This window comes from Sphingobium sp. TCM1 (assembly GCF_001650725.1).
Classification (GTDB): Bacteria; Pseudomonadota; Alphaproteobacteria; order Sphingomonadales; family Sphingomonadaceae; genus Sphingobium.
In genome coordinates this window covers 93840-115175 of record NZ_LXVX01000039.1, presented here as the reverse complement: position 1 = coordinate 115175, position 21336 = coordinate 93840, and the positions used below count along the sequence as shown (strand labels likewise).

Below are 21336 nucleotides of genomic sequence, written 5' to 3'. Positions count from 1 at the left end.
TTGCCCGCCGGACCGGATTGGAGGGGGCAAATGGCACAGACGGGGATGATGACGGGCGGGGCGGAATGGCGCCGCGCGCCACTGCTGCCGATCGCGGCGGGGCTGGGCTATGCCACCAGCGTCATCCATATCTACGGCCTTGGCCCCTATATCGAGCCGGTCAGCCAGTCCTTCGGCTGGTCGCGCACCCAGACGACCATCGGTCTCACCCTGGCGACATTGGTGCAGGCGGTCTTCTCGATCCCGATCGGGCTGATGGTCGACCGGCTGGGGCCGCGCCTGTTCGGTCTGGCGGGCGTGCTGCTCACCACCGGCGCCTTCGCCCTGCTCGGCACGGCGAACGGGGACCGGGGGCAATGGCTGTTCCTCTGGGCCTTGCTGGCCTTCGCGACCTTGCCGGTCCAGGCAACGGTCTGGACCAGCGCGGTCGCCTCGCGCTTCGCCGCCTCGCGCGGCCTGGCCTTTGCCGTCACGCTGTGCGGCGCCTCGCTCGCCGGCGCGATCTTTCCGCTGCTCGGCAGCTGGCTGATCGCGCGCCATGGCTGGCAGGGGGCGGCGCCGATCCAGGCCGCGATCTGGGCGGTCATCGCCTTTCCGATGATCCTCCTCTTCTTCCGTGGCGCGCATGACCGCCGGGGCAAGGCCGCGCCCGCCGACCGGCCGGACCTGCCGGGCGCGACCCTGGGGGAGGGGCTGCGGTCCTCCATCTATCACCGCCTGCTGCTGGCCAGCCTGCTCTTCACCTTCACCATCATCGCGCTGGTCGTCCATTTCGTGCCCATCCTGACCGATCGGGGCGCGGATCGCATGGCGGCGGCTGGCACCGCCGCGCTGGTCGGGGTATTTTCGGTCGTCGGCCGGCTCGCGACCGGCCTGCTGCTCGACCGGTTCCGGGCGTCACTGGTCGGCGCGACCGTCTTCCTGCTGCCCGCCGCCGGTTGCCTGCTGCTGCTGCTCGGGGGCAGCGGCTGGGGCGCACAGGCCCTTGCCGCCGCGCTGGTCGGGCTGACCTTGGGGGCGGAGGTGGATGTCATCGTCTATCTCACCACCCGACATTTCGGGCTGCGCACCTTCGGCGGCCTCTATGGCGGGCTGCTGATGGCGCTCTCGGTCGGCACCGCGACCGGGCCGCTCGGCGCGTCGGCGCTGTTCGACACCACCGGCAGCTATGCCGCTTTCCTGTGGCTGACGATCGCGCTGATGGCGGGGAGCAGCCTGACCTTGGCCAGCCTGCCACGCCCCGTCTATCCGGCTGGCGCGGGCTGACGCTACAAAGCCGCTACATTGCGCAATCACGCCGTGACATGGCGTCGCTACAGCCCGGTCCATGGAGGGTCCGCAAGGACAGAAGGGACTGGGTAGATGAGCGGAATGGCGGACGAAGCGCACGACCATGGGTTGCTGCACGATCTGGAACGGATGCACGCGCTCGCGCGTGAGGGGATCGGGCGGCGGCGCACCTTGCGCCTGCTCTTTTCGGCGAGCGGCGCGGCACTGATCGGGGCGTGCGGCGGCGGTTCCTCCGGCAGCAGTTCGGCCACGACCGCGACGCCGACCCCCACCCCCACACCTACTCCTACGCCCACCCCGACGCCGACCCCGACCGGCAGTTGCGTGGCGGACCCGGAGGAGACCAACGGGCCCTATCCGGCCGACGGCTCCAACAGCAGCAACGGCAGCGTCGTCAATATTCTGGACGACAGCGGTATCGTGCGCGCCGACATACGCTCCAGCTTCGGATTGTCGAGCGGCACGGCGGCGGGCGTCACGATGCAACTCACCATCACCGTCGTGAACGTCAACAGCGGCTGCGCCGCGCTCGAAGGCTATGCCGTCTATATCTGGCATTGCACCCGAGACGGCCTCTATTCGCTCTACACCGTGCCGGGCGAAAATTACCTGCGCGGGGTGGGCGTGACCGACGCCAATGGCCAGGTGACGTTCACCAGCATTTTTCCCGGCTGCTATGACGGGCGCTACCCGCATATCCATTTCGAGGTCTATCCCAGCCTGGCGCGGGCGACCAGCTACGCCAATCGCCTGCTGACGTCGCAATTCGCCATGCCCGCCGACCCGTGCAACACGGTCTACGCGACCAGCGGTTACAGCAGCAGCAAGACCAACTTCGCGAAGATCACCACCAGCAGCGACAATGTGTTCGGTGACAATAGTTCCGCCCAGGTCGCGGCGATGACCCCCACCATGACCGGCGACATCACCAACGGCTTCACCGGTACGGTGACGGTCGGCCTTTCGATCTGATGGCGTCCGATCCGACGGGCGCCGGCATGACAGGAATGGCGCGGATGACTTTGCAGTTGACCCCTTCACCCGATATGGTCGCCGCCCATATGGACGGGTCAAACATATTGGTGGTCGATGATGACGCGGACATCCGCGCGCTTCTGTCCGATTTTCTCGAACAGCATGGCTTTGTCGTGAAGGCGGTGGCCGACGGGGCGGCGATGGATCGTGCCCTGACGGCCCAGGATTTCGACATTGCCGTGCTCGACGTGATGATGCCGGGGGAGGACGGGCTGTCGATCCTCCGGCGGCTGGCGGCCCGCGGCGGCCCGCCGGTCATCATGCTCTCGGCCATTGGCGGCGATGTCGACCGGATCGTCGGTCTGGAAATGGGGGCGGAGGATTATCTGCCAAAGCCCTGCAACCCTCGCGAGCTGCTCGCCCGCATCCGCACCGTGCTGCGCCGGCATCGGCGCCAGGCAACCGAGGCGCCCGCCGCGGGCGGCCAGCGGCTGCGCTTCGCCGGCTGGCTGATCGACATGGGCGCGCGCCTGCTTACCGATCCCGACAATGTCGTCGTCACGCTGACCGACGGCGAGTTCCGCCTTCTGCGCGCCTTTATCGAACATCCGCGCCGGGTGCTGAGCCGCGATCAGCTGCTCGATTATTCGGCCGGCAGCGACAGCGACAGCTATGATCGCGCGATCGACGTGCAGGTCAGCCGCCTGCGCCGCAAGCTGGAGCGCGGCGCCAAGGGGGACGGGGCCGACGAACTGGTACGCACCATCCGCAACGAAGGCTATATGTTCACGGCAGAGGTGCGCCCGGCGTGACTTCGCGCCTTGATCGCCTGAACCCGTCGATCCTGACGCGCATCGTGGCGCTGGTTGCCGCGACGCTGCTGCTGGCGCTGGGCGCGATGATGCTGGTCGCCTTTCGCGGCCCGCCGCCCCATGCCCGGCCGATGTTCCTGACCGAGGCGGCGCAACTGCTGCGCGGCGGCACGAGCGGCCCTTCGGCGTGGAGCGTCACCCGCTATCATTCGGATCGCGCGCCCGATGCCGGACCCGATCAGGAAGTCGATGCCGGATCGGCGGCGCAGATCGCCGCCCTGCTGGGCGTTGCGGCGCAGGACATCCGCCTGTTGCGCAATCGCCCGCCCGATCAGTTGCGCGAGGGGGCGATGAAGCAGGATCGCGACCGCGGGCCGCCGATGTTGCATCGCGCCTTCGTGCTGGCGCAGCATAGCGGTGAAGGATGGACGGTGATCCAGGCCTGGCAAGGGGCCAATGGCCGCTGGTACGCCATTACCCTGTCGCTGATGGCCGGCATTTTCATCCTGCTGCTGCTGCCTGCCTATTGGGTGGCGCGGCGGATAACCCAGCCGATCCGTCGCCTGGCCGAGGGCGCGGCGACCGAGCGGCCCGAACGCGCCGAGCCGCTGCCGCTCACCGGCCCGCCCGAGGTGCGTGCCGTCGGTGCCGCCTATAACCACATGCGCGCCCGCATCGCCGACTATCTCAACGAGCGCACCGCGATGCTGGTGGCGATCGCGCATGATCTGCGCACCCCGATGACGCGCCTGTCCTTCCGTCTCGAACAATTGCCCGACGGGGCGCGCGCCAAGGCGCAGGCGGATGTCGCGGAAATGCGTGCCATGGTGACCGACATGCTCGATTTCATGCGCGGCGGATCGGACGGGGCGGAGCGGGTGCGCGTCGATCTGTCCGCGATCGTCGAGACGCTGGCCGATGACCTGGCCGACATGGGGCAGGATGTGGTCGTGACCGGCAGCGCGCGAGCGGTGGTGCGCGGCGACGCGGTGGGCCTGCGCCGCTGCCTCGCCAATCTGGTGGAAAATGCGGTGCGTTACGGCGGTGGCGCACGCGTCGCGCTGGTGGTCGCCGGCGCGCGCGTCGTGGTGACGGTGGAGGATGAGGGGCCAGGCGTCCCGCCCGAAGCGATCGACCGGCTGTGCGAACCCTTCTATCGTGGCGAAGCCTCGCGCAATCGGGAAACCGGCGGCGTGGGTCTCGGCCTTTCGATCGCGCGCTCGATCGCGGAAAGCCATGGCGGCACGATCGGCTTCGCCAACCGGGCCGAAGGTGGCCTGCGCGCCCGCCTGGTGCTGCCGCTGGATCGGTGATGCCGGGGCAAAGCCCGCTCCGATCAAGCCCTTGACCGCCAAAGCGGCTGGCCATCCCCCTGTCGGGCCCATATAGTCGCGCGGTTTGTCATCTCCCGCGAAAGCGCTTCATGCATCTTCTCATCGGCCTTGCCGGCATTCTCCTGATCCTCGCCATCGCGTTCGCCCTGTCCTCCGACCGCCGCGCCATCCGGCCCCGGGTCGTGGGCGCGGCCTTCCTGTTGCAGGCGGGGATCGCGATGCTGGTCCTCTATGTGCCGGCCGGCCGGGCCATCATCGGCGGTATGTCGAAGGGGGTCGCCAACCTGCTTGGCTATGCCCAGGCGGGTACCGACTTCATCTTCGGCCCGCTCGCCAGGCCCGAGATCGGCGGCGCCAGCTTCGCCATCGCGGCGCTGCCGGTCATCATCTTCTTCGCCAGCCTGGTGTCGATCCTCTATTATCTGGGCATCATGCAGTTCATCGTCCGCTGGGTCGGCGGTGCGATCGAGAAGGTGACGGGCGTGTCCAAGGTCGAAAGCCTGTGCGCGGCCGCCAACATCTTCGTCGGGCAAAGCGAAAGCCCACTCGTCATCCGCCCCTATCTGGCGGGCCTCACCCCGCCGCAGCTCTTCGCCGTCATGACCAGCGGCATGGCGGGCGTCGCGGGCACCATCCTCGCCGCTTATGCCTCCATGGGGATCAAGATCGACTATCTGCTCGCCGCCAGCTTCATGGCGGCGCCCGGCGGGCTGCTGATGGCCAAGATCATGATGCCCGACGAGCCGGAACGCGAACCGGAATTGCCGCTGGACGACGGCATCCACCTGCCTGAAGCGCGCCGCAGCGGGGCGGGGCCGGCGGCGCTGAACGCGGAAACCACGCCGGGCGAACCCATGCCCGTCGCCACCCATGACGAGGAAAAGCCCGCCAACCTCATCATGGCCGCCGCCCAGGGCGCGCAGACAGGTGTCAAGCTCGCTGTCGCGGTTGGCGCCATGGTGCTCGCCTTCGTCGCGCTGGTCGCGCTCGCCAACGGCATACTCGGCGGCATCGGCGCGCTGGCGGGCTATCCGAATCTCAGTTTCCAGCAACTGCTCGGCTATGTCTTCTCGCCGGTCATGTATCTGCTCAACATCCCCTGGGCCGAAGCGCAGGTGGCGGGGGGCCTGTTCGGCACCAAGGTCGTGCTCAACGAATTCGTCGCCTATATCAATCTGGGCCAGGTGCAGGGCGCGCTCTCGCCCACGACCATCGCCATCATCACCTTCGCGCTCTGCGGCTTCGCCAATTTCAGCTCGATCGCGATCCAGATGGCGGTTACCGGCAATCTCGCCCCGAACCAGCGACCGATGATCGCGAAGCTGGGCCTCAAGGCGCTGGTCGCGGGCAGCCTCGCCAATCTCATGAGCGCGGCGCTCGCCGGGCTGATGCTCAGCTTGTGAGTCAATTCAGGACAGTCCCGTAACGGAACCCCCTACCGCTGCGAATGCGAATGGGTTATGGTTAACCCATGGGGGCAAAAACATTTTTCATGGTCGCGGTCGCGGCCCTGGGTTGGTCGGCTGTCGGCGCCGCGCAGGCGCCTGTGTCCGGAGCGTATAAAAGCGCCCCGGCGCCCAGGCCCGGCGCGTTGGAAACCTACAAGGACTGGACCATCGGCTGCGACAATCGCAACCGGTGCGAAGCCGTGTCGCTGCTGCCTGAAGGCGGCGAATGGCCCGACAATCCGGTGATGGTCGGTGTGGCGCGCGCCGCCGGGCCGGACGCGGCGGCCGAGGTCTGGGTCAGCCGCGATGCCAAGGGCGGGGGCGAGGTCAGCTTCCATGTCGACGGGCGCAAGGTCGCGAGCGCGCCGAGCAAGGATGGCGAGGCGATGCTGCGCGGTCCGCAGGCGGCTGCGCTCGCCATCGCCATGGCGCGCGGCGGCACGCTGGAGGTGCGCGCGGGCGAACGGCTGCTCGGCCGTCCTTCGCTGGCCGGATCGGGCGCGGCGCTGCGTTACATGGACGCGCGGCAGGGGCGGGCCGGCACCAGCACCGCGCTGGTCGCGACCGGCGCGCTCGGGCCGCTCGCCGTGCGCGCCGCGCCGCCTACGCCGGAAATCCGCCGCGTCGTCATTCCCGCCGGGGCTGCGCCCGCCGCGCTCTGGCGCGAGGAACTGACCGCGCTCGGCAAGTTCACCGGCTGCGCCGACGAAATGCGCGGCGCTCAGCCGCCCGAACTGCATCGCCTGTCGAAGACCGAGACATTGATCCTCGTGCCCTGCGGCAGCGGCGCCTATAATTTCACGTCCGTGCCCGTCATCGCGACCGGCATCGCCGGCCGCCGCGCCTTCCGCCTCGCGACCTTCGACTACAAGCCCGGCTGGAGCGAGGAGGAAGCCAAGCCCATGCTGGTCAATGCCGGCTGGGTCGCCGACAAGTCCCTGCTCCAGAGCTTCGCCAAGGGGCGCGGCATCGGCGATTGCGGCGGCAGCGAAACCTATGTCTGGGATGGCGCCCGTTTCCGCCTGACTGAAGCGACCGCCATGGGCGAATGTCGCGGCGCCTGGCACTGGATCACCACCTGGTCGGCGCGGGTGACGGAGTAAGATCATCGTCCTGCCCGCCTGCGCGGGCAGGACGGGGACGATGTGAATTATCGGCTATCCACCCCGCGCAACCGTCACTGTGCGCTTTGCAATGGAAAGGGTGATGATGTCCGCCCATATCCCGGCCATGGCCACCGCTCCCCGCCCATCCGCCTTGCGTCCCCGCACCACGACCCTGCCGGACCCGATCCGCGCCGTGATCTTCGACATGGACGGCACGCTGATCGATACCGAGGCAGCGCATCGCCGCGCCTTCGCCGAAACGGGGCTGGCGCTGGGCTGGCCGATGTCGGACGACCTGCTTTTGTCCATGGTCGGCATCCATCGCGACGAAAATGAACGGATGCTGGCACGCCATATGGGACCGGATTTCCCGCTGGCGCGATTCTATGCCGATAGCGACGCGCTGTTCGAGGCGGCGGTCGATGCCGGCATCCCGCTGCGGCCCGGCGCTGACCTGCTGCTGGAGCATCTGGCCCAGGCAGGCATTCCCATGGCGCTGGCTACCTCCACCGCCGCGCCCTATGCGCAACAACGGCTGGAGCGAAGCGGCCTCCTCCATTATTTCGACGTGATCGTGACCCGCAGCGATGTCGATCGGCCCAAGCCGCATCCCGAGCCCTATCTGCTTTCGGCGCAGCGGCTGGGCGTCGATCCCGCCCAGATCGTCGCGGTGGAGGACAGCCATGCCGGCGTCCGATCGGCGACGGCGGCGGGCATCGCCACGGTCATGGTCCCCGACCTGCTGCCGCCGACCGAGGAACTGCTGTTGGCCTGCGCGCAGATATTGCCCAGCCTCACCGACCTGCGCGACCTTCTGCTGGCAACGGAATAGGGTGGTTAAGCGACCGTCTGCTTGTGGGTTCAAGGCTTTCGAAAGCAGACCTTTTCCAGATCGTCTAAAGCCTTGCTCGCCACGTATCCTTAGGGTGTCTTCGGATTTGCCGACGCCATAGACAAACAATAAAACAAAGCATCACCCCAGCGCTGATAGCTCCGGTGCCTATCCCGCGCTCACGCGCGGTCATGATACCCACAATTGTGATCACAATGAGTGGAGCCGCAAGGGCTAGCCAATCGCGTGGGGTGATCTGTCGCATATCCGGCAATCTAAATTACAGTCGAGATGTCCGCAACTGGTCGTCTCCGGGACCGACCGCTTCACCCTGCCTCCGCCAGCACCAGCGTAAACAGGCCGCCCTCGTCGGTCCACTCGCGCACCGGCTCCCACCCACCCGCGCGCAGCAGCAGCCTTTCGTCGCGCGGGCCATATTTATGGCTGCTCTCGGTATGGATTGTCTCGCCCGCGTCCATGCGGAAACATTGGCCCGCGACATGGAAATGGAGCGGCCGCACCGCCTCCAGATGCATTTCGATCCGCGCCTTCTGGTCATTCCAGATCGCGCGATGGGCGAAGCCGTCGATCGGCAGGTCGCCTTCCAGTTCGCGGTTGATCCTTTCTATCAGGTTCAGGTTGAACGCCGCCGTCACGCCTGCCGCATCGTCATAGGCGGCGACCAGCCGGTCGCGATCCTTGATCCGGTCCATGCCGATCAGCAGCATGGCGTCCTTGCCCAGCAGCCGGCGCATCGCCCGCAGCAGGTCGACCGCCGCGTCCGGCTCCATGTTGCCGATGGTGGAGCCGGGGAAGAAGCCCAGGCGCGGCAACCCCTCGATCGCCGCCGGCAGGTCCAGCGGCCGGTTGAAATCGCCCACCAGCGGCAGCACCGGCAGGTCGGGGAAAGCCTGCGCCAGCGCCGCGCTGCTCGCGTGCAGGAAGTCGCCGCTGATGTCGATCGGGACATAGGCGGCCGGAACGATCGCGCGCAGCAGATGCGGCGTCTTGCGCGCGCTGCCCGCGCCGAACTCCACCACCGCGCGCCCCTGGCCGACCGCCGCCGCGAAGTCCGGGCCATGGGCCTTGAGCAGCGCGGTCTCGGTTCGCGTCGGATAATATTCCGGCAGGTCGGTAATCGCCTCGAACAGTTCCGATCCTCGCCGATCGTAGAACCAGAGGGGCGGTGTCGCCTTGGGATTGCGCGAAAGCCCGTCCAATATGTCATGGCGAAAGGCGGGGTCGATGGCGCGCGCGCGCATCGGCGCTTCGTCTGTCAGGAACATCGGTCTAGAGATCCTTCGCCAGCCGCAGCCCGGTGAACTGCCAGCGTTGGTGGGGGTAGAAGAAATTGCGGTAGCTGGCCCGCACATGGCCGCGCGGCGTGGCGCAACTGCCGCCCTTCAGCACGAACTGGCCGGACATGAACTTGCCATTATATTCGCCGACCGCGCCGGGCGCCGCGCGGAACCGGGGATGGGGGCGGTAGGCGCTGCCGGTCCATTCCCATATGTCGCCGAACATCTGCGTCAGCGCAGCCTTGTCCTCCGCCGGGCGGGGGCGAGGGCAGGCGGCGCCGTCCAGCTGGTTACCGCTCACCGCGGGGATATTCTGCGCCGCGCTTTCCCATTCCGCCTCGGTCGGCAGCCGCGCCCCTGCCCAGCTGGCATAGGCGTCCGCCTCGTACAGGCTGATATGCGTCACGGGCGCGGCGGGATTGACCGGTTGCCGTCCGTCGAGGCCGAAGCGGGTCCAGCCCTGTTCGCCCCGCTTCCAATAGAGCGGCGCCGCGATCCCGTCCGCCTGTACCCAGGCCCAACCGTCCGACAGCCAGTGCGTTGCCGTGCGATAGCCGCCATCCTCGATGAAGGCGATCCATTCGCCATTGGTTATGGGGCGGTGCGCCAGCGCATGGGGATGGAGCAGCGCCTTGTGTCGCGGCCCTTCGCAATCGAAGGCGAAGCCGGCACGGCCGTCTTCGCCGATCTCGACCAGCCCCTGCCGACCCTCGATCCAGTGGAGCGGGCCGGGCAGATGGACGGGCGCTGCGCTTGGCGCCTCGAACAGGGCCGGCTCCAGCGGGTTGAGCGAGAAGAGATGGAGCAGGTCGGTCAGCAGCAATTCCTGATGCTGCTGCTCATGATGCAGGCCCAGCGTCACCAGCGCGCGCGCGGGCTGTGGCAGCATCCCCAGCGCGCCGATCAGCGCCGCATCGACATGGGCGCGATAGGCGCGCACCTCCGCCAGCGACGGCCGCGTCAACATGCCCCGCAACGGCCGGGCATGGCGCGCGCCCTCCGCCTCGTAATAGCTGTTGAAGAGGAAGGCGTAGCGCGGATCGAACGGCTGGTACCCGGCGACATGGTCGCGCAGGACGAAGGTCTCGAAAAACCAGCTGACATGCGCCAGATGCCATTTGGCCGGAGACGCATCGGGCATCGACTGGACCGTCGCGTCGCCGTCAGAGAGAGGTGCAGTCAGCGCCTCGCTGAGCGCCCGCACCGCGCGGTAGCGCTCTTCCAGATCATCCTGCCGGGCGTCTGTCCAGCTTCTGGCCATGGCTGCCCTTTCCGATACGGTCGCACCGTTCTCTCACCGGAAATAAGCGCATGAACCGGCCGGGGGTTCCGGCCTGCCCCTAAGTTCACACCTCCTGCAACAGCGGGGCGGCGCGGCAGATGCGGTCACGGCCGCCCTGCTTCGCCTCGTACAGCGCCTCGTCGGCGCGGCGCAGCGCCTCCTCCAGCTCGTCGCCCTTCCATCGGCAGATGCCGGCGGAAAAGCTGATCGGCCGGCCGCTCACCAGGCCGATGGGGTCGCTGCGCATCCGGCTGGCGACCCGCGCCAGCGACCAGCTGACCTCATCCTCGATGCTGTCCTGGAAGAAGATGGCGAACTCCTCGCCGCCCCAGCGCGCGACGATGTCGATGCGGCGCAACTGGGCGGTCAGGCGCGCGGCGAAGGCGCCCAGCACCCGGTCGCCCTCGTCATGGCCCAGCTGGTCGTTGACCCGCTTGAAATAGTCGATGTCGATCAGCGCGACACAGCCCTTGCGCCGCTCGATCGGCAAACGGTCGATCTGGCTCAGGAATCCGCGCCGGTTGGCGACGCCGGTCAGCATGTCCTCATGCGCGGCATTGTGCAGGTCGTCGATCCGCGCCTGGGTGGCGCTGGCGGCGCGCTGGACCCCGGCATAGAGCGTCTGGATCACGTCGCCCACCTCGGGCAGGGCGGCGGGCGCGCGGTCGCCGCGATTCAGCGTCTCGGCCAGCGCCTGGATCGGATTGAGCATCGCGCCGATGCCCAGCAGGGCCACCGCCGTGCCCGCGACCGTCGCCAGCGTCAGCAGCACGAACTCGGCCAGCGCGATCCGGCCGGTTGAAAAGCCCCAGGCCAGATAGCCCAGCAACGGCATGTGCGTCGCCACGAAGCACAGCGCGAACAGGCGCAGCGAAGCGAGCGCGGAAAGATGAAGGATGTGGCGAGGTAGAATTGCACGTCTTTCCCCCTTTATGGTGCGACCGCAAACCGTTTCCGGGCTCGTGCCTAAACGGGGGGTGAAGAAACAGGGTTAACGGCGGGCTTCAGGCTGGATCGTGCGGCGGGAGAGTCGAAATGCGCCGGTTCAGCGCGACGCGCCCGGCACCCATTTGACGTCGGCGGCGCCATTGTCGTTCAGCCGCCGTGCCAGTACGAACAGCAGGTCGGACAGGCGGTTGAGATAGGCGATCGCCTGCGGGTTGATCGCGACCTCGGCCGCCGCGGCGGTGGCGCTGCGCTCGGCCCGTCGGGTGATCGCGCGGGCCAGGTGAACGGCGGCCGCCGCCTGCGATCCGCCGGGCAGGATGAAGCTGTCGAGTGGAGCGAGGTCGGCGTTCATCCCGTCGATCTCCTCCTCCAGCCGCGTCACCTGGGTGGCGATGATGCGCAGCGCCCATGGTTCGTCGGCGCCATCGGGGATCGGTGTCGCCAGGTCTGCGCCCAGGTCGAACAGGTCGTTCTGGATGGTGGTCAGCCAGCGCGTCTCCGGCCGCGCGCCCATGGCGATGATGGCGAGGCCGATGGCGCTGTTCGCCTCGTCCACGTCACCCACCGCCTGCATCCGCGGCGCGTGCTTGGGCAGGCGCGATCCGTCGACGAGCCCGGTCGTGCCGGCATCACCCGTGCGGGTGTAGATCTTGTTCAGCTTGACCATGCTGTTACCGCCAGCCCCGTAAAAATGCCCTGCGCTCGACCGGATGGCTCTGGTCCGTTCGCCTGAACGGATTTGAGTCAGCCCCTGGAGCCCGATGCCTCAGCCATTGCCCTTGGCCATCAGCAGGATCGCGACGATGATGATCGCTGCCGCCTGGAACAGGATGCGGTTCATCATCATCTTGTTCTGCTTCAGCCGGGCGGGGCTGGGGCCGCTGCCTTCGGGCCGGTTCAGGTCCTCCTTGGTCGTCTGGAGGAAGGCGATGATGCCCCGGACCAAAGCGACCAGCGTTGCGATCATGGCCAGGATCAGGGCGATGACGAGGATTGTCTGCATGGAGCCGATGCTAGGCGCTTGCGAGCGCGATGCCAATGGGAAAGCGCCCGGCGCGCAGATCATCGGCCAGGCGCTCCGCAGCCATCCCCTGCGCGCGCAGTTCGGCCAGCCCGATCGAGCCGTCCCGCTTGGCGAGCCGCCGGCCGTCCGGCCCGACCAGCAGCGGGTGGTGGATATAGGCCGGGGAGGGGAGGTCGAGCAGCGCCTGGAGCAACCGGTGGATGTCGGTGGCCCCGCGCAGGTCATCGCCCCGCAGGACATGGGTCACGCCCATCGCGGCATCGTCCAGCGTGCAGGACAGATGATAGCTCGCCGGCGCATCCTTGCGCGCCAGCACCACATCGCCATGGGCGAGGCCGTCGATTACGATTTCCGTTCGGACTGAGCCTGTCGAAGCCCTTTGTCCTTCGGAAAAGGAGAGGGCGGCCCATTTCAGGGTCTCCACCCGCGCAGCCGCCTTGCCCATGTCGATCCGCCAGGCATGGGCTTCCCCCGCCGCGATCCGCTGCGCCCGTTCCGCCGCGCTCAGCGCCTGGCATGTCCCCGGATAGACCGGCCCCTCCGGTCCGTGGGGCGCGGTCAGGCTCGCCTGGATATCGGCGCGGGTGCAGAAACAGGGATAGAGGAGCCCTAAGCCGCGTAGCTGGTCGAGCGCGGCCGCATAGCGATCCAGCCGCTGCGACTGGAAGACGATCTCTCCGTCCCATGCCACCCCCAGCCAGCGCAGATCCTCCACGATGCCGGCCACATGCTCCGGGCGGCTGCGGGTGCCGTCGATGTCCTCGATCCGCAGCCGGAATTGCCCACCCGCCGCGCGCGCCATGTCCATGGCCAGCAGCGCGGACCAGCCATGGCCGACATGCAGTCGACCGGTGGGGCTTGGCGCGAAGCGAGTCACCATATGCTGTGGGGCGGCAGGCTCGGTCATACAGGCTCTTGACGGATGATATTCGTTAATGCTGTCATGCGGATGTCACGTTGCTGGTGGATCAGCAGCGTCGGCAAGGGGGTAGAAGGTTTTTCTATGTACCATCCCGACCTGATACGACACCCGGAAAACTGTCCGGCGCTGGTGCTGAACGCTGACTACACGCCGCTCAGCTATTATCCCTTGAGCCTCTGGCCCTGGCAAACCGCCATCAAGGCGGTTTTTTTGGATCGGGTGGACATCATCGCCAGCTACGAGCGAGAGGTTCACAGCCCCAGCCTGCAAATGAAGATCCCGTCGGTCATCGCGCTCAAGCAATATGTGAAGCCCTCCGAACATCCCGCCTTCACCCGCTTCAACCTGTTCCTGCGTGACAAGTTCGCCTGCCAATATTGCGGCAAGACCAGCGACCTGACCTTCGACCATGTCGTGCCGCGCCGGGCGGGCGGACGAACGACATGGGAAAATGTCGCCACCGCCTGTTCGCCGTGCAACCTCAAGAAGGGCGGCCGCACACCCAGGGAGGCGGGGATGCAACTGCATGTCCAGCCGATCCGGCCCACCAGCTGGCAATTGCTGGAACATGGCCGCGCCTTCCCGCCCGGCTATCTGCATGAAAGCTGGCATGACTGGCTCTATTGGGATGTCGAGCTGCTGGCGTGATCGCGCGGTGGGTGCTCGCGCTGCTCCTCATCCTTCCCGGCGTGGCGCAGGCGCAGGCCGATCATAGCGGTCTTACCCGCGCCAAATATGTCCGCTACTGCTTGATGTGCCACAGCCGCGCCGCGCCGGAGGGGGTGTCGCCCGCCGTCCTGATGGGCCTCTATCCCGAACGCGGCCTGCAACCGGCCCTGGTCATGCCCGGCGTCACCTGCTGGCGCCGCTGCGAACGCTGCTTCGCCCCTGTCGCCCGCGAGCCGACGAAATAGGTCAAAGCCCCTCCGCCCGGCTTCAGCCGACGGGCAACCAGTCCAGATCCATGTCCTTGTGCCGGTTGGTATAATGGCCGATATCCTCCAGCCGCTCCAGGTCGAGCAAGGTGATGCGGCCGTTCGACCGGCTGATCAGCCCCTCCTGCTCCATCTGCCGGATCATCCGGTTCACATGGACGGATGTCAGGCCGATCGAATCGCCGATTTCCTCCTGGGTCAGCTTCAGGTCGAAACTGTCGGTAATGCGGTCGTCGGTTACGCGCAGCCGGTCGAACATGTCGAGCAGGAAGGCGGCGACCCGCGCCTTGGCCGATGTCCGCCCCAGCGAGGCGAGCCGGTCGGTCATCGCCACCCGCTCGGCGTTGGACAGCAGGAACAGCAGCGCGGCGACGCGCGGATATTCTTCCAGCAGCCGCCGCAGAGCATGTTTGTCGAACGGACAGATGACCGCATCGGACAGCGCGACCAGGGATTCCGGCGCTCGACTGTAGATCGTGCTCGCCGATCCTATGAAATCGCCGGGGAAGTAGACCCGCAATATCTGCCGGCTGCCGTCAGGCAGGATGACGAAGCTCATCACCCGGCCTTCGCGCAGCACGAACAACTCCGTCACGGTGTCGTTGACGCGCTGAATCATCGCGCCGCGCTTCACCTTGCGGGGATTTTCCTCCAACTTCGCCAATGCCGTCTTTTCCGCGTCGGACAACGGCACATGGCGTGTCAGTCTTTCCGCGAAACAACTTGTTGCCACCAATACACCTTCTTCTCAAAGTTTCTCGTTACGATGGCAAAACGCCCCAGGCGCCTTTTGGCTGCATTTTCAGCTTCTGCACTAAACTCGATCAATCTCGGGCGAAGCATGGCAATATTGTTTCACCGGTTCGGCGGGCGGGCGGGACATGGCCGCTCAGCCGCCTTGCGCGCCGCGCGTTTGCCGCTATTAACCCTGTCCGATGGACCGCATTGATATTCGCGGCGGCAAAGCATTGAGCGGCCGCCTTCCCATTTCCGGCGCCAAGAACGCGGCTCTGACGCTGCTGCCCTGCGCCTTGCTGACCGACGAGCCGGTGACGCTGCGCAACCTGCCGCGCCTCGCCGACGTTGACAGTTTCGGCCATCTTCTGAACCAGTTGGGCGTATCGACCATGATCGAAGGCGCCCGGCCGGAGGATTTCGGCCGCGTCATGACGATGCGCGCGGGGCGCGTCACCTCGACCGAGGCGCCCTATGACATCGTGCGCAAGATGCGCGCCTCGATCCTGGTGCTCGGCCCGCTGCTCGCCCGCGCGGGCGAGGCGCGGGTGTCGCTGCCGGGGGGCTGCGCCATCGGCAACCGTCCGATCGACCTGCACCTGAAGGCGCTCGAAGCCTTCGGCGCGAAGATCGAGCTCACCGCCGGCTATGTCCGCGCCAGCGCGCCGGACGGCGGCCTGCCGGGCGGCATCTACACTTTCCCGGTGGTGTCGGTGGGCGCCACGGAAAATGCGCTGATGGCCGCGGTGCTGGCGAAGGGCACCTGCACCCTCGAAAATGCCGCCCGCGAACCGGAAATCGTCGACCTGTGCAAATTACTGGTCGCGATGGGCGCGGATATCGAGGGGATCGGCAGCGACAAGCTGATCGTCCATGGCCGCGACCGGCTGCATGGCGCGACGTACAGCGTGATGCCGGACCGGATCGAGGCGGGCAGCTATGCCTGCGCCGCTGCGATTACCGGCGGCTCGCTCGATCTGATAGGCGCCAATGCCGACGACATGCACGCGATCCTTGCCGCCCTGCGCGATGCAGGTGTCCAGGTCGATGTCCATCGCGACGGCATCCGCGTTTCCTCCGACGGCAGGCTCAAGCCCCTGACGCTGTCGACCGCGCCTTTCCCGGCCTTCCCGACCGACATGCAGGCGCAGTTCATGGCGATGCTGACGCTGGCCGACGGCGCGTCGGTGCTGACCGAGACGATCTTCGAAAATCGCTACATGCACGTTCCCGAACTGGCGCGCATGGGCGCGGATATTGCCGTCAACGGCCGCACGGCGGTGGTTCGCGGCGTATCGAAGCTGGTCGGCGCGCCGGTGATGGCGACCGACCTGCGCGCCTCGATGAGCCTCATCCTCGCCGGCCTGGCGGCAGAGGGCGAGACGCAGGTCAATCGCGTCTATCATCTCGATCGCGGCTATGAACGGCTGGAAGAAAAGCTGTCGGCCGTCGGCGCCGACATCGAACGGGTCGGTGATGGCTGAGGGGCGCGGGCTGGCGACGGATCGCGGGGCGCTGCTGGCGCTCTATGATCTCGACACCGGCGGCTTTCGCACCCTGGACGACATCACCGCCTTCGCGGCGCAGCTGTGCGATGCGCCGATCGCGCTCGTCAGCATCGTGGAGGATGTGCGCCAGCGTTTCCTGGCCCGGACTGGCCTCGATGCCGAGGAAACTCCCCGCGATGTGTCCTTCTGTGCGCTCGCCATGCTGGGGGACGATATCTTCGTCGTGCCCGATGCGAGCGCAGATCCGCGCTTCGCCGAAAATGCGCTCGTCACCGGCTCCCCCCATATCCGCTTCTATGCCGGCGCCCCGCTGGTGGACGACGATGGCGAACCGCTCGGCGCGCTCTGCGTGATCGACACTGATCCGCGTCCCGACCTCACCCCGCTTCAGAGGCAGGGGCTGGCCCTGCTGGCCCGCCAGGTGATGGTGGAGCTGGAAGGGCGCCGCCGGGATCGCGACATCATCCGGCAGCAGCGGCAGGATGCGGTGGCCGTCGCCGACAGCGACCGCATGTTCCGCACCCTGGCCGACACCATGCCGCAGATGGTCTGGTCGACGCTGCCCGACGGCTATCATGATTATTACAACGCGCGCTGGTATGAATATACCGGTGTGCCCGTGGGGTCGACCGATGGCGAGGCCTGGAACGGCATGTTCCATCCCGACGACCAGCCGATCGCGTGGGAAAGATGGCGCCACAGCCTTGCCACCGGCGAACCTTATGAGATCGAATATCGCCTGCGTCATCGCAGCGGGGATTATCGCTGGACGCTGGGACGGGCTCTGCCGATTCGGGATGCGAACGGTGCGATCACGCGCTGGATCGGCACCTGCACCGAAATTCACGAACAGAAGCTGATGATGGAAGAGCGCGAGATGATCGCGCATGAACTCTCGCACCGGATCAAGAATATCTTTTCGGTGATCGCAGGCCTCATCGGCCTGTCCGCGCGCCAGCATCCCGAAATTGCGGACGTGGCGCAGGATCTGCGCGACCGCATCCTGGCGCTGGGTCGCGCCCATGATTTCGTCCGTCCCCACAGCGCCGAATCCGCACCGCAACTGGGCGCGGGCGAGGGGCATTTATGGGGCATTCTCGATCAGATTTTCGCGCCCTATCGCAGTGCCGATGGCGCGCGCATCCAGTTGTCGGGCGAAGACCCGCGCATTGACGATCGTTCCGCGACGCCGCTTGCGCTGCTGTTCCACGAACTGGCGACCAATGCCGCCAAATATGGCGCCCTGTCGGTCGCGGACGGCCGCATCCATCTCCACGTCGCGATGGAAGGCGATGACGTCCGCATCGACTGGCGGGAAGAAGGCGGGCCGGTCGTTTCCCCGACGGGGGGCGAGGGGTTCGGCAGCCGGTTGATGACGCTCAGCGTCGAGCGGCAGCTGGGCGGTCGCATGACCCGTGACTGGCAGCCCGACGGCCTGCGAATCAGCCTCTGGATTCCATCCCGTTCCATGAGCCGGGCGGCGGGAAGGGCGTAAAGCCGGCAATGTCGGCGTCGTGCAGCGCCGGCTCGTCGGCCGCCGCCAGCTTCAGCGCCGCGGAAATGCTGTGCGGGCGGAAAGGCTTGGTGATGACGCCCAGAGCCGCCACCGACGCCTCTCCGATCTGAGAGGGATTGGCCGTCACATAGATTACGCGGATGCCGTGACGGCTGGCCAGTTCCATCCCGATCTGCGGGCCGGTCGGCCCGTCGCGCAGATTGAGGTCGACCAGCGCAATGTCGCACGAAGCGGCCGATTCCAGCGCTGCCGCGCGATCGGCCGCGATCGCCCCGACATCGAAACCGGCGTCCTCGACGATCTGCTCGATTTCCAGCGCGACGAAAATCTCGTCTTCTACGATCAGAACCTTCTTGCTCATGCCTTTAAGCCCGTGAAACCTGGAGGCGATAAAAGCCGCAGCCGCCATTCGGTTCCCGCACCGCACAAAAATAGGGGATAACCTGCCCCAAAGAACAGGTCATTCGGCGACGCTGGTCCACATCGTCTCGAATACGGTCCCCTGCATGAGCAGCACGGAGGCGGGATAGCCCGCCTCGGCCGCCTTCTTCGCCGTGCCGGTTGCGCTGTCGACCGCTTCCGCCTGGGTCGGGAAGGGGCCGTAATATTTATTGTCCAGGTTGATCTTCCACGCGCCCTCATGGGCGACGACGATGTAACGGGCATGGGGCAGGGGCATGATTACAGAACCTCGGTATTATAATGGTGCCAGGCCATGATCGCGGCGGCGCCGCGATGCGGGCGCCAGGCTTCGGCGACCTGGCGAGTCAGTTTTTCGCTCGGCCGTTCGGGCAGGCCCAATATGCGCCCCACCTCGATCTGCACTGCCAGGTCGCCCGCCGGCCATATGTCGGGCCGTCCTTCGGCGAACAGCAGGTAGATTTCCGCCGACCAGCGCCCGATCCCCTTGATCCGCACCAACTGCGCGATCGCCTCCTCGTCATCCTGCGGCAGCGCGTGCAGGTCGAGCGCGCCCGACAGCACCAGTTCGGCGAGGCTCCGGGCATAGCCCTGCTTCTGCCGTGACAGGCCACACGCACGCAGCGCATCGAAATCGCGCGCCAGCAGCTCTTGCGGGGCGCAGCCATCGCCCAGTTCCGCCTCCAGCTTGCGCCACACCGCCGCCGCCGCCGCCACGCTGACCTGCTGGCCGACGATGGTACGCAGCAGCGTTTCATAACCCGGCTGGCGGACGCGCGGCTGGGGGTAGCCAACCCGCGCGATCGCGGCGACGAATCCCGGCTCCAGCGCGGCGATCGCGTCCAGGCTGGTGCGGAGCTGATCTGCGGTCATGACCATGTGTTTCCGTCCAGCCCTTGATTTCCCCGCGTCTCTCCGTCAGAGCGGCGGAGAAAATTCGAGGGGACTGGATAGATGCCGAAACTGATCGTGGTCAACCGTGCGGGTGAGGAACAGGCTGTCGATGGCGACAACGGCCTGTCGGTGATGGAAGTCATCCGCGACAACGGCTTTGACGAACTGCTGGCCCTGTGCGGCGGCTGCTGCTCCTGCGCGACCTGCCACATCTATGTCGACCCCGCCTTCGCCGACGCGCTGCCCGCGATGACGGAGGACGAGAACGACCTGCTCGACAGCTCAGACCATCGCAACGACAGCAGCCGCCTGTCCTGCCAGCTGGTGCTGAGCGACGCGCTGGACGGTCTGCGCGTCACCATCGCGCCGGAAGACTGAGTCCTTTTTCAAGATAGCCGCACCGGTCCGTGCGCCCGTCCGGGGCCAGGCCGGTGCGTCGTCCGGCGTCGCCCGTCACATCAGGGCCGCACCCGCAGCGTGGCTGCGGGCGCTTCGCCGGTCAGCGGCGTGATGGTCCAGACGATCCGCTTGCCTTGGGGTGTCGACTGGGCCCCTTCCTCCTGATTCTGGCTGACGATCTCGGCGTCGGTGGTGAGCGTGAAGCGGCCGTCGAGCGCCTTGGCCGCTTCGTCGCCCGCGCCGCCCATGCCGCCCGGTCCCTGGCTCTTGTCGAAGCCGTTGGCGAATCCCGGCGCCTTCACCCGCACCCGGTCTTCGCCCCGCATCTCCACCGCGACGAAGGGCAGTACGATCTGCGCGTCGATGTTGAAGGGGAAGAGGAAGGCGTGGGTCAGCCTGCCAGTGATCGCATAATCGATCTCGAACTTGTGATTCCCGACATAGCGGGCGGAACGGAAGCCCTTTTCCCTGGACAGCGCGGCGGCCACCGCCTGCATCTGCGCCTCGTCGCCCTTGGCGCCATTCCCCGTCTTGTCGCTGAAATCCTCATCCTGCGCCGCGATCGGCAACAGGGTCGGGGCATTTTCGACCTCGCCCTCGGGCGCTTCCTCGTCCGAGGATGTCGAACCGCCCGTCAGCGCCTCCTTGCCCATGTCCGACGCCAGTATCTCGCCCTTGTAGGCGAAGGTGAAGCTTCGGTCGGCGCGGATGTCCAGGCTCGATTCGAACTTGCCCGGCGTCACCAGGCAGGCCGACAGGGCGAGCAGGCCGCACAGCGCCCCGGCAATGCGATACAGGCGATTCATCGGCGAAGCTCCCCCCTTGGCCCGCTCAGGCCGTTACCGGTTGGTCGCGGCGTAGAGGGCGATGGCCGCGGCGTTCGAGACGTTCAGGCTCTCCATGCGCGGGCTGATCGGCAGCTTAGCGATAATGTCGCAATGCGCCATGCTGTTGTGGCGCAGCCCTTCGCCCTCGGCTCCCAGCACCAGCGCCACGCGCGATTCGCCGATCGCTTCGCTCAGATGCGTGTCCGAATCGCCATCCAGCCCGATTCGCCAGTAACCCGCTTCGGCGATCTCATCGAGCGCGCGAGCGAGGTTCACGACGCGGACCCAGGGCACGATTTCCAGCGCGCCGGACGCCGCGCGCGCCAGGACGCCCGATTCGGGCGGCGCGTGCCGGTCCTGAGTCACGATGCAGAGCGCGTCGAACGCGGCGGCGGAGCGCAGGATCGCGCCGACATTATGCGGGTCCGTCACCTGGTCCAGCACCAGGATCGGCCGCTTGTCATCCTGTCCTTCTTCCAGGATTTCGCCCAGCCAGACATCGTCCAGCGGCTCGACTTCGGCGACGATACCCTGATGCGGCGCGTCGGACGGCACCATCCGCCCCATGTCGGCGACGTCGGAATAGACGATCGGCAGCACCGGCGGCAGATCGAGCTGGTTCAGCGCCTCGCGCGTCCCCCAGATCTTGCGCACGGTGCGGTTCGGGTTGGCGAGCGCCGCGATGACGGCGTGGCGTCCATAGAAGCGCGGGAAGGCGCCCTTGGGCTTGGCGGAGCGATGACCTTTTTTCATGTTCGCGCTCTTTTCACATCACCCCATTGACAGGCAAGCCTCCTTTCGCCATTGAGCCGCCTCCAGCGCGGCGGGGAA

Annotated in this window: 23 protein-coding genes and 1 pseudogene; 12 read left to right on the top strand and 12 right to left on the bottom strand. The window is 67.0% G+C overall.

The window, feature by feature from the left end; translation table 11 throughout:
• The first annotated feature begins 30 nt into the window (after positions 1–30).
• From A7Q26_RS21130 to A7Q26_RS21100, 7 genes are all read left to right on the top strand, one after another.
• Positions 31–1266 carry an MFS transporter gene (locus A7Q26_RS21130; protein WP_066864092.1) on the top strand — a complete coding sequence of 412 codons (1236 nt, stop codon included), beginning with the start codon at positions 31–33 and terminating at the stop codon, positions 1264–1266.
• A gap of 96 nt (positions 1267–1362) precedes the next feature.
• Positions 1363–2262, top strand: a complete 900-nt coding sequence (locus A7Q26_RS21125; RefSeq protein WP_066864089.1) for an intradiol ring-cleavage dioxygenase — start codon at positions 1363–1365, stop codon at positions 2260–2262.
• A gap of 44 nt (positions 2263–2306) precedes the next feature.
• A complete protein-coding gene (locus tag A7Q26_RS21120) occupies positions 2307–3077 on the top strand; it encodes a response regulator (RefSeq protein WP_232313888.1) in 771 nt (256 codons plus the stop codon).
• The gene (locus A7Q26_RS21115; RefSeq protein ID WP_066864083.1) at positions 3074–4390 is read left to right on the top strand and encodes an ATP-binding protein; all 1317 of its coding nucleotides are present in this window, start codon (positions 3074–3076) and stop codon (positions 4388–4390) included. Before A7Q26_RS21120 ends, A7Q26_RS21115 begins: the two co-directional genes overlap by 4 nt.
• Positions 4391–4500: 110 nt before the next feature.
• The gene (locus A7Q26_RS21110) at positions 4501–5814 is read left to right on the top strand and encodes a NupC/NupG family nucleoside CNT transporter (RefSeq protein WP_066864081.1); all 1314 of its coding nucleotides are present in this window, start codon (positions 4501–4503) and stop codon (positions 5812–5814) included.
• Between the two features lie 68 nt (positions 5815–5882).
• Positions 5883–6962, top strand: a complete 1080-nt coding sequence (locus tag A7Q26_RS21105) for a DUF1176 domain-containing protein (protein WP_066864078.1) — start codon at positions 5883–5885, stop codon at positions 6960–6962.
• A 103-nt stretch (positions 6963–7065) separates the two neighbouring features.
• Positions 7066–7797, top strand: a complete 732-nt coding sequence (locus A7Q26_RS21100) for an HAD family hydrolase (RefSeq protein ID WP_332308783.1) — start codon at positions 7066–7068, stop codon at positions 7795–7797.
• Positions 7798–8123: 326 nt separating this feature from the next.
• Here the strand turns inward: A7Q26_RS21100 and egtD are convergent, their stop codons facing one another.
• The 6 genes and pseudogenes from egtD to gluQRS all read right to left on the bottom strand — a co-directional run bounded on the left by egtD (position 8124) and on the right by gluQRS (position 13256).
• The gene (gene egtD / locus A7Q26_RS21095; protein ID WP_066864075.1) at positions 8124–9083 is read right to left on the bottom strand and encodes an L-histidine N(alpha)-methyltransferase; all 960 of its coding nucleotides are present in this window, start codon (positions 9081–9083) and stop codon (positions 8124–8126) included.
• A gap of 4 nt (positions 9084–9087) precedes the next feature.
• Entirely contained in the window at positions 9088–10356 is a 1269-nt protein-coding gene (gene egtB, locus A7Q26_RS21090; RefSeq protein WP_066864072.1) for an ergothioneine biosynthesis protein EgtB, read from the bottom strand.
• A gap of 85 nt (positions 10357–10441) precedes the next feature.
• Positions 10442–11295: pseudogene (locus A7Q26_RS21085) on the bottom strand (GGDEF domain-containing protein).
• Positions 11296–11422: 127 nt separating this feature from the next.
• Positions 11423–11992, bottom strand: coding sequence for a cob(I)yrinic acid a,c-diamide adenosyltransferase (locus tag A7Q26_RS21080; protein WP_066864069.1), 570 nt, complete (start codon positions 11990–11992; stop codon positions 11423–11425).
• A 99-nt stretch (positions 11993–12091) separates the two neighbouring features.
• Positions 12092–12328, bottom strand: a complete 237-nt coding sequence (locus A7Q26_RS21075) for a twin transmembrane helix small protein (protein WP_066864066.1) — start codon at positions 12326–12328, stop codon at positions 12092–12094.
• 10 nt (positions 12329–12338) lie between these two features.
• Positions 12339–13256, bottom strand: a complete 918-nt coding sequence (gene gluQRS, locus A7Q26_RS21070) for a tRNA glutamyl-Q(34) synthetase GluQRS (protein ID WP_084439257.1) — start codon at positions 13254–13256, stop codon at positions 12339–12341.
• A 96-nt stretch (positions 13257–13352) separates the two neighbouring features.
• Between gluQRS and A7Q26_RS21065 the strand changes: the two genes are divergently transcribed.
• Entirely contained in the window at positions 13353–13919 is a 567-nt protein-coding gene (locus A7Q26_RS21065; RefSeq protein ID WP_066864064.1) for an HNH endonuclease, read from the top strand.
• A complete protein-coding gene (locus tag A7Q26_RS21060) occupies positions 13916–14185 on the top strand; it encodes a hypothetical protein (RefSeq protein WP_232313887.1) in 270 nt (89 codons plus the stop codon). Before A7Q26_RS21065 ends, A7Q26_RS21060 begins: the two co-directional genes overlap by 4 nt.
• A gap of 22 nt (positions 14186–14207) precedes the next feature.
• Here the strand turns inward: A7Q26_RS21060 and A7Q26_RS21055 are convergent, their stop codons facing one another.
• Positions 14208–14942 carry a Crp/Fnr family transcriptional regulator gene (locus tag A7Q26_RS21055; protein ID WP_066864062.1) on the bottom strand — a complete coding sequence of 245 codons (735 nt, stop codon included), beginning with the start codon at positions 14940–14942 and terminating at the stop codon, positions 14208–14210.
• Between the two features lie 199 nt (positions 14943–15141).
• On the opposite strand from A7Q26_RS21055, the gene murA reads away from it, so the two are divergent.
• Positions 15142–16425 carry a UDP-N-acetylglucosamine 1-carboxyvinyltransferase gene (gene murA, locus A7Q26_RS21050; protein WP_066864059.1) on the top strand — a complete coding sequence of 428 codons (1284 nt, stop codon included), beginning with the start codon at positions 15142–15144 and terminating at the stop codon, positions 16423–16425.
• Positions 16418–17944 (top strand): sensor histidine kinase, encoded by a 1527-nt coding sequence (locus A7Q26_RS21045; RefSeq protein WP_066864056.1) that lies wholly within the window; start codon positions 16418–16420, stop codon positions 17942–17944. The genes murA and A7Q26_RS21045 overlap by 8 nt, the downstream gene beginning before the upstream one ends.
• On the opposite strand, the gene A7Q26_RS21040 is transcribed toward A7Q26_RS21045, so the two are convergent.
• From A7Q26_RS21040 to A7Q26_RS21030, 3 genes are read right to left on the bottom strand one after another with little or no spacing between them, the layout of a single operon-like run.
• Positions 17892–18374 (bottom strand): response regulator, encoded by a 483-nt coding sequence (locus tag A7Q26_RS21040; protein ID WP_084439256.1) that lies wholly within the window; start codon positions 18372–18374, stop codon positions 17892–17894. The genes A7Q26_RS21045 and A7Q26_RS21040 overlap by 53 nt on opposite strands.
• Before the next feature lie 51 nt (positions 18375–18425).
• Positions 18426–18644 carry a DUF2188 domain-containing protein gene (locus A7Q26_RS21035; protein WP_066864053.1) on the bottom strand — a complete coding sequence of 73 codons (219 nt, stop codon included), beginning with the start codon at positions 18642–18644 and terminating at the stop codon, positions 18426–18428.
• Between the two features lie 2 nt (positions 18645–18646).
• Positions 18647–19264 carry a DNA-3-methyladenine glycosylase family protein gene (locus A7Q26_RS21030; protein ID WP_066864050.1) on the bottom strand — a complete coding sequence of 206 codons (618 nt, stop codon included), beginning with the start codon at positions 19262–19264 and terminating at the stop codon, positions 18647–18649.
• Positions 19265–19339: 75 nt separating this feature from the next.
• Here A7Q26_RS21030 and A7Q26_RS21025 point away from each other — a divergent pair, with 75 nt between their 5' ends.
• A complete protein-coding gene (locus tag A7Q26_RS21025) occupies positions 19340–19657 on the top strand; it encodes a 2Fe-2S iron-sulfur cluster-binding protein (protein WP_066864047.1) in 318 nt (105 codons plus the stop codon).
• Between the two features lie 80 nt (positions 19658–19737).
• On the opposite strand, the gene A7Q26_RS21020 is transcribed toward A7Q26_RS21025, so the two are convergent.
• Both A7Q26_RS21020 and rlmB read right to left on the bottom strand, forming a co-directional pair.
• Positions 19738–20484 carry a hypothetical protein gene (locus tag A7Q26_RS21020; RefSeq protein ID WP_066864044.1) on the bottom strand — a complete coding sequence of 249 codons (747 nt, stop codon included), beginning with the start codon at positions 20482–20484 and terminating at the stop codon, positions 19738–19740.
• Between the two features lie 33 nt (positions 20485–20517).
• Positions 20518–21258 carry a 23S rRNA (guanosine(2251)-2'-O)-methyltransferase RlmB gene (gene rlmB, locus A7Q26_RS21015; protein ID WP_066864040.1) on the bottom strand — a complete coding sequence of 247 codons (741 nt, stop codon included), beginning with the start codon at positions 21256–21258 and terminating at the stop codon, positions 20518–20520.
• Positions 21259–21336: the final 78 nt, after the last annotated feature.